The organism is Enterobacter sp. RHBSTW-00175, assembly GCF_013927005.1.
In the GTDB taxonomy this organism is placed as follows: domain Bacteria; phylum Pseudomonadota; class Gammaproteobacteria; order Enterobacterales; family Enterobacteriaceae; genus Enterobacter.
The window spans coordinates 594,129-605,950 of record NZ_CP055930.1 but is presented as its reverse complement, the minus strand read 5'-3'; the positions used below and the strand labels follow the sequence as shown (position 1 = coordinate 605,950).

At 53.4% G+C, this 11,822-nt stretch carries 4 protein-coding genes and 1 pseudogene; 1 reads left to right on the top strand and 4 read right to left on the bottom strand.

Annotation, left to right across the window (positions count from 1 at the left end; genetic code table 11):
* Positions 1–17: 17 nt before the first annotated feature.
* Positions 18–2,258 (top strand): EAL domain-containing protein, encoded by a 2,241-nt coding sequence (locus HV107_RS02810; RefSeq protein WP_182061996.1) that lies wholly within the window; start codon positions 18–20, stop codon positions 2,256–2,258.
* Positions 2,259–2,262: 4 nt separating this feature from the next.
* On the opposite strand, the gene ppx is transcribed toward HV107_RS02810, so the two are convergent.
* From ppx to HV107_RS02790, 4 genes and pseudogenes are all read right to left on the bottom strand, one after another.
* The gene (gene ppx / locus HV107_RS02805; RefSeq protein WP_182061995.1) at positions 2,263–3,810 is read right to left on the bottom strand and encodes an exopolyphosphatase; all 1,548 of its coding nucleotides are present in this window, start codon (positions 3,808–3,810) and stop codon (positions 2,263–2,265) included.
* A gap of 3 nt (positions 3,811–3,813) precedes the next feature.
* Positions 3,814–5,874 carry a polyphosphate kinase 1 gene (ppk1, locus tag HV107_RS02800; protein WP_182061994.1) on the bottom strand — a complete coding sequence of 687 codons (2,061 nt, stop codon included), beginning with the start codon at positions 5,872–5,874 and terminating at the stop codon, positions 3,814–3,816.
* Between the two features lie 1,220 nt (positions 5,875–7,094).
* A pseudogene (locus HV107_RS02795) lies at positions 7,095–7,399 on the bottom strand (RHS repeat-associated core domain-containing protein); the annotation flags it as partial.
* Positions 7,400–7,823: 424 nt separating this feature from the next.
* The gene (locus HV107_RS02790) at positions 7,824–11,804 is read right to left on the bottom strand and encodes an RHS repeat-associated core domain-containing protein (protein ID WP_182061993.1); all 3,981 of its coding nucleotides are present in this window, start codon (positions 11,802–11,804) and stop codon (positions 7,824–7,826) included.
* Positions 11,805–11,822 lie beyond the last annotated feature (18 nt).

Sequence of the window (11,822 nt, the reverse complement as noted above, 5' to 3'; positions counted from 1 at the left end):
TTTTTAATCGGGCATCTATGAACATTCTCATCTTCCTGAAAAACAACAAAGATCGCTGGTGGGCGCTTCCGCTAATTTTACCCAGTATCTTGTTGCCGTTGCTCAGTGTGGTGAACACCTTTTCGCAACTGGGCGATGGACTGGCTGCGCTCTATTATCTTCCCCTCTTTTTCCTGCTTGCCATGATGTTGTTTTTTGGCCTGGCGGCGATCCCCGGGGTTATTCTGGCGCTGTTTTTCCGCTACTACCCTTCGGTCGGGTTGTTTGAAACCGGCGCAGGCATTCTGCATTTTATCGTCCCGCTGGTGCTCAGTTGGGGGGGCTATCGTGTGTTTACCCCCAGACGTAATATGACGGCATACGGGGATGTGCGTCTGATGGCGCAGCGCATTTTCTGGCAGGTCTTTTGCCCGGCGACGCTGTTTCTGTCGCTGTTTCAGTTTGCGGTGTATCTGGGGGTGTATGAAAGTCGTCAGAGCATGGCAGGCCTGAATCCCCTGAATATCCGGACGCTTATCAATTATCAGGCGCTGCTGGTCAGTGGGCTGACGGGCGTACCGTTGAGCTATCTGTTGATTCGCCTTATCCGTAACCCGCGCTACATCAAAGCGTTGATCTCTCAGGTACGTGCGCAGATAGATAAGAAAGTCAGCATCATGGAGTTCCTGATCTGGGCTGCGATGTTAGGTGGCTTGCTCTCTTTGCTGTTGCTCCCGATGAACGAAAACAGCTCCATTTTCAGTACCAACTACACCTTATCGCTGCTGATGCCGGTAATGCTCTGGGGCGCAATGCGGTTTGGCTATAAGCTGATGTCGATTATCTGGACGCCGGTACTGCTGGTAACCATTCACTACTATTACCGCTACATTCCGCTGCATCAGGGATATGACGTGCAGCTGGCAATTACTTCGTCCAGTTATCTGGTCTTTTCGTTTGTGGTGACTTACATGTCCATGCTGGCAACACGCCAGCGGGCTATTAATATCCGCTCGCGCAGGCTGGCGCTACTCGACCCGGTGGTGCATATGCCAAACCTGCGGGCGTTGTCGCGCGATTTGGCCAAAAATCCGTGGTCGGCGCTTTGTTTGTTGCGTATCCCTGAACTTGAAGTATTAGGGCGTAACTATGGCGTGCTGTTGCGTATTCAGTACAAACAAAAGCTGGCGGAATGGATTAATGGCACGCTCCAGCCCAATGAACGGGTCTACCATCTTACCGGCTACGATCTGGCCGTGCGTCTGAATACCGAGTCGCACCAGCAGCGCATCGACACGCTGGATGAGCATATTAAACAGTTCCGGTTCATCTGGGATGGAATGCCGTTGCAGCCCCAGGTGGGGGTCAGTTACTGTTTTGTCCGGTCGCCGGTTAATCATCTCTATCTCGTTCTGGGTGAGTTGGGGGTCATTGCTGACCTGTCGCTGTCAACCAACCATCCTGAAAATCTTCAGCAGCGCGGCGCCGTGAATTTACAGCGGGATCTGAAGGGCAAAGTGGCCATGATGAATCGCCTCCAGCGCGCGCTGGAGCAGGATGAATTTACCCTGATGGTCCAGCCAGTGCGGGGACTGCGTGGTGATCATTACCATGAAGTGTTGCTGAGGATGCCCGATGAACGGGGTGAGCTCATTTCGCCTGATCTGTTCCTGCCGGTGGCTCAGGAGTTTGGCTTGTCGTCGCGCGTTGATTTGTGGGTACTGGAACGTACGCTGCGTTTTCTTACTGAGCATCGCGACAAACTACCAGGCAAGCGTTTTGCCATTAATCTGGCGCCGTCGACGGTGTGCCGCGCGCAACTGCCGCTGGAGGTCAGCCGCCTGCTGAGAAAGTACAGTGTTGAAGCCTGGCAGTTAGTGTTTGAAATCACTGAAAGCAGCTGCTTCGGCAATTCGCCGCTGGCGGTGCACACTCTCAGGCAGTTACAGCAGATGGGCGTGCGCATTGCCATTGATGACTTTGGTACGGGATATGCCAGCTATGCGCGTCTGAAAAGCGTCGATGCCGATATTCTGAAGATTGATGGCAGCTTTATTCGCAATATTGTGAGCAACAGTCTGGATTATCAGATTGTGGCGTCAATTTGCCATCTGGCCCGGATGAAGAAAATGCTGGTGGTGGCGGAATATGTGGAAAGCGAAGAGATACGTAGCGCTGTGCACGCGCTAGGTATCGATTATGTTCAGGGATATCTGATAGGTAAACCGGTGGCGCTGGAATCATTACTCGAAGAGGAGGCGCCCTGTGAGAGCGCCTGAATCATTAGGCCGCAACGTTCGCGTCGGGCGAGTTCTCTTCTTCAATTTTAAGTAGCCAGCCGGTCACCGCTTCCCAGTACTGTTGCTCGCGCTCCAAATCCATCAGCACCAGCGCATTCTGGCTAAACCAGTCATGCGGGAAGCTCAGCGTCCAGTGATGATCGTCCGTTTTCAGACGCAGCGTTGGCGGCGTGGTGGTCGCCTGACGCTGGTTATTCAGCAGCACGCTTAAACGCAGTAGCTGAATCAACGGCAGGAACTGCTTTTTCTTAAACAGCGTAAAGCGCGGCAGCTCATCAAGCTTAATGGCTTTGCGATGGTAACGCACAAGCGTCGCCATCATGGTCTGTTGTTCCTGGTTGAAACCAGGTAAATCACTGTTTTGCAGAATATAAGCAGAATGGCGATGCATTCCGCTGTGGTTAATATTCAGACCCACTTCGTGCAGCATGGCGGCCCATTTCAGCAGCGCGGCCAGCTGCGGGTGCGCAAGCTTAGGATTCTGCTCTTGCCACTGGTCATACATTTGGGTCGTGGTATCCAGCACGCGTTTGGCCTGTTCACGGTCAATGTTGTACTGGTTGGCCAGGCTTTGTGCCGTGCGGCTGCGGATATCCTGATGACGGAAGCGGCCTTCCATTTCATACAGAACACCTTCACGCAGCGCGCCATCGGAAAGACGCAGCTCCTTAATGGCCAGCGCATCAAACACGCCGCACAGGATAGCAAGGCCCGGCACAAACACCGCTTTTCGCTCTTCAGAAAGCCCCGGCAGGCTTAGTGCATTAAAGCTTTTATGCTTGAGCACCTCTTCGGTGAGCATTGTCAGGCGTTCCGGGGTAATAAAACCGTCTTTTTCACCCAAAGCCAGCAGCACTTCGTGCGCCGCTTTAATGCTGCCGGATGCCCCGAGTGCAACGTTCCAGCCCTGAATGCGATACTGCCAGGAAAGCGTTTCCAGCTTTTGAATAGCTGCCATGCGCGCACGCTGGAAGTTTTCGCGGGTGATTGCCCCACCAGGGAAGTAGAGCTGCGCGAAGCTGACACACCCCATGCGGCGGCTTTCCACCAGGCGGGGTTCAAAGTCTTCGCCAATCACCAGCTCCGTCGAGCCGCCGCCGATATCAATCACCAGCTTGCGGCCTTTTTCGGGCTGCGTGTGCTCTACGCCCATAAAAATCAGACGTGCTTCTTCGTTACCCGAGATGATTTCAATCGGGTAGGGGATCACTTTTTCAGCACGCTTGAGAAATTCCGGCGCATTCAGCGCCTGGCGCAAGGTATGTGTTCCCACAATACAAACGCTGGACGGAGAAAAGCCTTGCAGGCGTTCAGCGAACAGAGACAGGCAGTTTAGGCCGCGCTCTATCGCTTCTTCGCTGAGCATACTTCTCTCATCCAGACCGTCCGCCAGATGTACACGCTGCTTCAGACGACCGATTATCTGCAACGCGCCATCCACCTCACGGGCGATGACCATGTGGAAACTGTTAGAGCCAAGATCGACCGCGGCAAATTCCTGCGGTCGTGGGGTCTGATCATTTATCGGCATAGGTTAATCGGGTTGCTCGAGTGATTTGATATAGTCGTAAATCGCCAGCTGTGACCGCACTTTGCGGCGATTGCCGCGCGGCACATAGCGGTTACTGAGTTCTTTATCGATATGGCGTGCTTTCACCGTATCGCTAAACAAAATCTCGATAATGTCGAGGATCTGCTGCTTCAGTCGAGGATCAAGCAGCGGAGCCGCTACTTCAATTCTGTAATCAATATTGCGTGTCATCCAGTCCGCAGATGAAAGATAAACTTGTTTATCTCCCGCATTATCGAAAATGTAGATCCTGTCGTGTTCCAGATAGCGGTCAACGATGCTGATTACGCGGATATTTTCGCTAATGCCTTCCAGTTCCGGGATCAGGGAACACATGCCGCGAATGAGCAGATTGACCGGTACGCCCGAGCTGGACGCAGCGTAAAGTCTGTCAACCAGTCCTTTATCCACCAGGTTGTTAAGCTTCAGCGTGATGCCGGAAGACAACCCTTTTTGCGCATTGGCGATCTCTTTGTCGATCATCTCGTACAGCAGGCGGCGCGAGTTCTGCGGCGACACCAGCAGATAATCGAAGCTGACCGGACGGTACGGGTTCTCAATGAAGTTAAACACCCGGCGCACTTCGTTGGTGATGCGCGCATCGGCGGTCAGTAGCGAGTAGTCGGTATAAATGCGTGCGGTCTTCTCGTTAAAGTTACCGGTACCGATATGGGCATAACGCACCACGTCGTCACCCTCTTTACGGGAAACAAGGAACAGCTTGGCGTGAATTTTCAGGCCTGGAGCCGAGAAGATAACGTGCACACCCGCTTCTGTCAGACGACGAGCCCAGTGAATGTTGGCTTCTTCGTCGAAACGCGCCTGCAACTCAACGACCACGCTCACTTTCTTGCCGTTGTGCGCGGCATGGATCATGGCATCGATGATGCGTGAATCTTTGGCCACGCGGTAGATGTTGATCTTGATGGCCAGTACGTTCGGGTCGAAAGAGGCCTGGCGCAGCAGTTCCAGCACGTGTTCAAACGTGTGGTACGGGTAGTAAAGCAGCACATCGCGTTCGCGGATGGCATCGAATCCGTTACGGAATTTATCGAACCAGATATGGCGTAAACGCGGCAACGGTTTGTTGACCAGGTTGGCTTTGCCGACGTTCGGGAAGCCAATAAAGTCTTTAAAGTTGTGGTAGCGACCACCTGGTACGATGGAGTCATAGCGGGAAATCGTCAGTTTTTCGCGCAGCATTTCAACCATGGCATCTGGCATGTCACGCTGATAAACGAAGCGCACCGGCTCTGCCGTCAGACGCTGTTTCAGGCTGGATGACATCAGCTCCATCAGGCTGGCTTCCATCTCGTGCACCAGGTCATATTCGGCGTCACGGGTCATCTTCATGGAATAGGCGTTTAACGCATCGTAATCGAAGAAGCCTTTGAAGATATCATCCAGGCAATAACGCAGAATGTTGTCGAGCAAGATCATCGGTTTGCGTCGGCGCGGCGTTTCCGGCGGCAGGTTCACAAAACGTGGCACCTTATCAGACGGGATTTCCAGCAGCGCGTAGCGAATAGATTCACCGCGAATGATCTCAACCGCCAGATAGGTGTAATCATCCTTCAGGAACTGTACCAGGTCAGTTTCGCGGTTAATCAGAATCGGGGTAATGTGCTGGCGCAGATACTGCTTGAAGTAGTGACGTAACCAGTTTTGCTGGTTGACGGAGAGCTGGCGTTCATTAATCAGGAAGATTTGGTTGCGTGCCATTTCCAGCAGCAGTTCGTTGTACAGACCGTCAAATTCCTGATCGGCTTTCAACACGCGGGCCTGGATTTTGCCAAGCAGATGCCGCGAGTGCGAGTTTAAGCCTTGCTCCTCACTGATGATGATTCGGCGCTTCAGCTCTGCAAAGCGAACTTTATAGAATTCATCCAGGTTGTTGGAATAAATACCCAAAAAACGCATACGCTCAATCAGCGGGTTACCTTTATCTGCCGCTTCCTGAAGGACACGCTCGTTGAATGCTAACCAGCTCAGCTCTTTCTCGATATATAACTTTTCCTGACCCATTACAGCTCACACTCCAGTTCAATCACAGGACGTGGTAAATCCGTCTCGTCCTTATTATGGCGAGCATTTCCACGATATGTCCAACAGTGCCAGAAAAGTATGACAGTTATTTTTTTTCTGGGGGATTTTAGAGGCTTGGGGTGGGAGGTCAAAGGGAGCCCCTGCATCAATTTGCGCATCCAGGCGGCATTAGGTTCCGGGGGAATGATGAAATGCTCGGTATAACCTGGTTCGGTTGCTGATTTTGGGGGGTATAGGAATCTACTGATATTGATATACATTTCATCCACCTTCAATTCTGTTTAGCTCCTACATGGGGCCAACGTTGAGGCAACTTTCGGTCAGTATGCTCTAACTTGCCTGAGTAATTCGCGGACTTTGCACCCTGTTTAATTCGCCCGTACAAGTGCGCACCATCGCCACTACCATCTCATAGCCGCTCGTGCAGCAACAAGTTGCCGTTATCGCTGCTATGTACCAACAGCTACTTCATTTTGGTCTGCCTTATGCAACGAGCTTTCAATTTGTTGTCACTCCATTGCCGCTTCGTTAAGCATCGTCTGGGTCGGTAACAGCAGTTTGCTTGTCTCTGGTGGTATTTTGTCCAACTAGCGAGTAAGGCTCTTATGTGTTTAAAGCAGTTAAGCAGATGCTTACAGGTTGCCTGCTGTCATTAGAACTGTACTCCCGGTCTCTCTTCAGTATATCCTTACCCAGTTTCATAGCAAAAACCAAGCTATGATAGTGCGGATGCCTTCCCATATTGTGTTTGTTCCTCAATTTCTCTAATATTACTGGCAGTAAATTGAGTTTTCTGCTTTTTTATCTTCGGGTTTTAATTTGTTTTTCATATTAACAAAGTAAATTGATGTTAAAGTTATTACTATGATGCTGGGAACCACTAGATACATATGGGGATGTTTTTTCATGATATAACTCTTTTGTATGTTTTACTGTTTATGGTTGTATGAAGATAAACTTTCGATAAGAAAATCAGATGCTTTTTCTTGTAAGAAACCAGATTCTTTATTTAAAAAGGTTTTTACACAATTTAAAGTTAGACTCTGTGCATCGACTTCTCTCTCAACGATCAGAGCATTATCGACATCATTAACACTAGTTGCGCTTCCGTCCACCACAGAGATTTATGTGGCGGCTCCCAGTTCCAAAGCATTCATACTGATAAACGGGGAACCTATACTCATCCCAAAAACAAACTCTGTAACTGGATTTAATGGATATGTATAAGGATTCCATCCCTCCCGCTAGCCCCACCGGATCCTGCTTGATATACCGCCCCTGCAACGGATCATAGTGACGATGCCGATTATAGTACCCCCGTCTCTTCATCATACTGCTGTCTCGGCAGACGGATGAGCTGTTTCAGATTGTGAGGGTTATTTTCACTGAGCACATTGCCCCACGCATCATATTCCGCCGACCAGTCCGCTTTCCTCTTCGCGTTGACCAGTGCCAGCGGCAGGTCCCGGTAGTCGCAGTGATACAGATGAACTTTCCTATCCTGTAGGTACTCCTCCTCCAGTTTTCCCGTCAGGTGCTAATACGGGGCATGTTCATTTAACTAAAATCATCCTCACGGAGGTGACTGTATTCGTACTTCTATACCCTGACGTCATTGGCTATTAACAGAAGCATTTCAACCCAAGAAAAGCAATACAGAATAATGAAATTTAAAATCCCTAATAGGAATAATCTTGGTGTTAATCTATCAGTTTTATTTGTTAAAAAAAACAGTGCGTAATATAAAAGAATTAACAGTGGTGGGTTTAGAAAAAGAATGGTGTCATTTTTTATAGTAAACATTAAATTAATAATAAGATCAGATGTTACATCATTTTTCTGCGACTGAAATGGATGGTAAAGTAGCAATGCAGCCTGAATTGATAATATAAACATATCAGCGATAAAAATTCTTACCAGAAAACGGCTCATTGTTTCGCACCTTCTATTTTTTTGTACTCATCCAGGACATCGCTTACAAAGTCTTGACAGTTATTTATTATAAAACCATAGTTATCATTTCTATATTGTTTACTTCCTTTCGGAAATAATAAATTATCTGGTTCATTTTTGACTATATCGATTGCTTTTTTCATTATTTCATCGTTATATTTTTCTTTATTACAGGTGTAATCATTAGTTTTAGATTCACTAAATAACCCACTATCACCACCATATCCGATATTAGTACCATCATCAAAGAATATGTGTGCATGGAAAATGCCAAGATCGAGACCTGTTATGCCATTTGTCCTGAAACCTCGCGAACCTTTAAGGGGTCTTGTACAAATTTGAGCCAAGCCTAGTGGATCTATAAATCGAATTGGATTAAAAGGATACTGATATAAATGCCATCCCCCCATCAGCCCAATCGGATCCTGGGTGATATACCGTCCCTGCGCCGGGTCGTAATACCGGTGCCGGTTATAATACAGCCCCGTCTCTGCATCGTACTGCTGGCCCGGCAGGCGGATAAGCTGTTCCAGACCCTCCGGGTTATCCTCCCTGAGCACGTTGCCCCATGCGTCGTATTCCGCCTGCCACGCGACACTGCCGTTATGGTGTATCAGCGCCAGCGGCAACCCCCGGTGGTCGCAGTGGTACAGGTGCAGTTTACGCAGCGGCGTGTACACCGGCTCCAGCTGTCGCGCCATCTGCTCCGCCGTCAGCCCACACTGTGCCAGCCACTGCTGATTAGCAGCACTGATTTCCCCGCACCGCAGCTCCTCCTCCAGCCCGTCCAGCATCGTCGCCAGCACCGGAGGGAAGGTCACCCCCGCGTCCTGCTGCAGTTTCTGCGCCAGCGTGCGGTACCCCGCCCGTGCCAGCTCCGTCATTTCCGTTTCGATGCGCAGTAGCGGGGTAAAGCTGCCCGGCAGGTATACCGTCTGGATGCGCTTCACCTCCGTCTGCGTGGTGGTGAGCCGGTCACCGTCGTAACCGTACCAGGTCACTTCCGGCATCCTGTCCGCACCGTACCACACTTCTTTGCCCACCCGCCGACCCAGCGGGTCATACAGGTAGCGGCTTTCCCGAAGCGTCTGCCCCTGCTGCGTGAGGCAGTAGTGCACCAGCCGGTGCCGGTTATCGTAGTGATACTGGTGGCTGTGGCTGCCGCCGTCGCGGATGTTTCGTTCGTCCTTCCGGGTCAGCCTGCCGTGTTCATCGTGATGGTAAAACCAGCCCGCATCTTCGCTGATGCGGTTATCCGGGAAGCGGGCAGGCAGCGCGGGGTACTGCACCCGGTCCGCAATCCGGTTGCCCGCCGGGTCGGTCAGGAAGTCAGCGGTGGTGTCTGCAGGGAGGTGATGCACCCGGCTCAGCCGTCCGGCGTCGTCGTACTGATAGTGGTGCTGCTGAAGGGGACTGCTGATGCGGACCAGCTGGCCGCTGTCGCTGTAACCGTATTCCCGGTTAAGCGCCGCCAGGTTCAGCGTGTGGCGCTGTAACTGCCCGGCAGGCGTGTATGCCGTGGTCTGTATGTAAGTCCCGAACGTGCGCTGCGTCTCCCGGTGCAGACGGTCCCGGGTGAAATCGATGAGCGGGGTGTGACCCGTTTTCATCCCCGCCAGATAACCGGAGCCGTACGTCAGCCATTCCACGGGGGGAAGCTGGTCAGGTGTGGTCTGGTTTGCCAGTCCCTGTGTGCTGTAGGCGTATCTGGTGATGTGCTCCCACAGCCGTTCATTCGTCTGCGGAGCATGGACCGTCTGTTTCTCGCTGACCAGCCGACCCTTACCGTCATAGCTGTAGTGGACCGCAACGCAGTGGTCGTCACTGAGGTGGCTGATTTCAGTGAGCCAGCCGCGGTCATTATACTGCCACGCCTCTGCCGGTTCGCCGTTGAGGGTGCTGTGCGTCAGGCGGTCTGCGTCGTCGTAATGCCACAGCGTGACCAGGCTTTCGTCCTCGCTGCGGATAAGCTGGCCAGTCCTGTCGTAATCATACCTCTGTGTTCTGCCGTCAAAGCCCGTCTCCAGGACCAGCCTGTCCATGACATCGTACGCGAAGGCGGTGGTGGCCCCGTTCTCGTTTATCAGGGTGGTGATGTGCCCGGCGCTGTCATACTTCACGCTTCTGGTCAGGCCGCCTGCGGTGACGCTGACCGGGTGCCCTGCTGCGTCGTACTGCGTTTCGCTGCGGCTGCCATCCGGATTAACAGTGGAAGTCAGGTCGCCCGCAACGCTGTATTCATAACGTGTTTCATGGCCCTGTGCATCCTGCCGGCTGATGAGACGCCCGCGGCTGTCGTACGTGAAATACTGACTGAGCCCTTCTTCCTGATGAATGGCCGTTATCTGGCCGACGCGGTTGTACTCATACCGGGTCTGGTAACCGGAGCAGTCAGTGAAGGTGACCACCTGGCCATAACGGTTCCTGACCATATTCTTTTTGCTGCCGGTGGCGTCCTGCATGGCACAGGGCAGCTCATCCTGCGGGCCGGCATAAAACCAGCGGCTGGTATTGTCCCCGCGTGAAGTCTCCGCCGTCAGCCGTCCCTGCTCATCGTATTTCCGGCGGGTGCTCAGGCCGTCAGGCCAGGTCGTGTCCGTCAGCTGACGCCGGCTGTTGTAATAAAACCGCGTGGTCCTGCCGTCGGGGGCAATGATGGCATCGGTGTCACCGGACCCGACGTTCAGCCGGTACTGCGTCCGGCGCCCGGCCGCATCGGTCCGTGCCAGCAGGCGACCCGCGTTGTCGAATTCACTGAGAATGCAATTGCCGTCCGCCTGTTCCTGTTTCACCACCCGCTTCAGCCCCCCTTCGCCTTCGGTGTGCAGCACCTCCCGGCGGTTCAGACTGTCGGTCATGATGACGGCGTTTTTTTCATATCCGTAGGTGTAGCTGAGCCCTTCAGGGTTATGCTGCGCCACCACCCGCCCGGCATCATCGTAGCGGTAGGTGGTCTGCGGGCGTCCGGCGTGCTGGTGCGCCGTCATGCGTCCAGGGTGTTTATCATCATATGTAAAACTGCGCACCTGAGTGCCGCCCCGGTCATACACCGCCGCCAGCTCACCGCGCGGAGTGTATTCATAGCGCACCAGCGGCCCGGCGGGCAGGTTGTCCGGATATTCCGGGTCGTGTGTCAGCCAGACCGCCTCCAGGCGGACACCGCTGTCGGCACCGTAGCCTGACACCGGCGGGGTCTGTGTCAGTGCGCTCAGCGCCAGCCGGAAGCGCCTGCCTGCGCCGTCGGTGACGGCGGTGATATGACCGCTGAAGTCCCCCTGCGCCGCCTGGTGAAAGGCGAGCGTGCGCCCGAAACGGTCCGCCAGCCCGGTCAGGACCCGGTACGGCGGCAGCGGTGCGGGCAGGACGTCCTCTGCGTCCGGGACACGTTCAGCCCAGCCGAGCATCCACCAGGGCCCCTGCGGGCTGCTGGTTGCCAGGTAAATGTGCGGACTCAGCCGGATATCCACCGGCAGGGTCTGCCACACCTGATGCAGGGCGTTGCTCTCATGCAGCGTCAGCGCCCCGCCGCGGGCCAGCCACAGGGACTCGCTGCGGCTGAAGGCCGTCTCGCCGGGAAAGAGGTGCTCAAAATGAATGCTGCGCCCGCCGCTGTCACTGAGGATGAGTTCATCATCATGAAGCTGCAGGCGGATATCGGAGGGGGCTTTCCAGCCGGGGCCGAAGATGCCCACCGGGGCAGGCGTTTTCGTCCGGTAGCTGCTGTAGCTGCGGGAAAGGATAAACGGCAACGGGCCGGGCAGAACGATATCGGTTTCGCCGGGCAGGACCTTGGCACCCAGCAGCGGATTGACCGGATTCCCCGACGTGATACCACCGGGGCAGACTGAGCAGGCAATACCGGTGGGGGCACCGATAAACACCCCGGCAGAGCCCTGAACTATCGGCCCGCCGTATTTGGTCATATCGCCCATCCGGGCAGCCGGTTTACCGCTCATGGTCAAATCCTTTTGTAC

Coding starts and splice junctions, on each gene's coding strand:
- ppk1 (WP_182061994.1), bottom strand. CDS start 5,874: ATGGGTCAGGAAAAGTTATATATCGAGAAAGAGCTGAGCTGGTTAGCA.
- HV107_RS02790 (WP_182061993.1), bottom strand. CDS start 11,804: ATGAGCGGTAAACCGGCTGCCCGGATGGGCGATATGACCAAATACGGC.
- HV107_RS02810 (WP_182061996.1), top strand. CDS start 18: ATGAACATTCTCATCTTCCTGAAAAACAACAAAGATCGCTGGTGGGCG.
- ppx (WP_182061995.1), bottom strand. CDS start 3,810: ATGCCGATAAATGATCAGACCCCACGACCGCAGGAATTTGCCGCGGTC.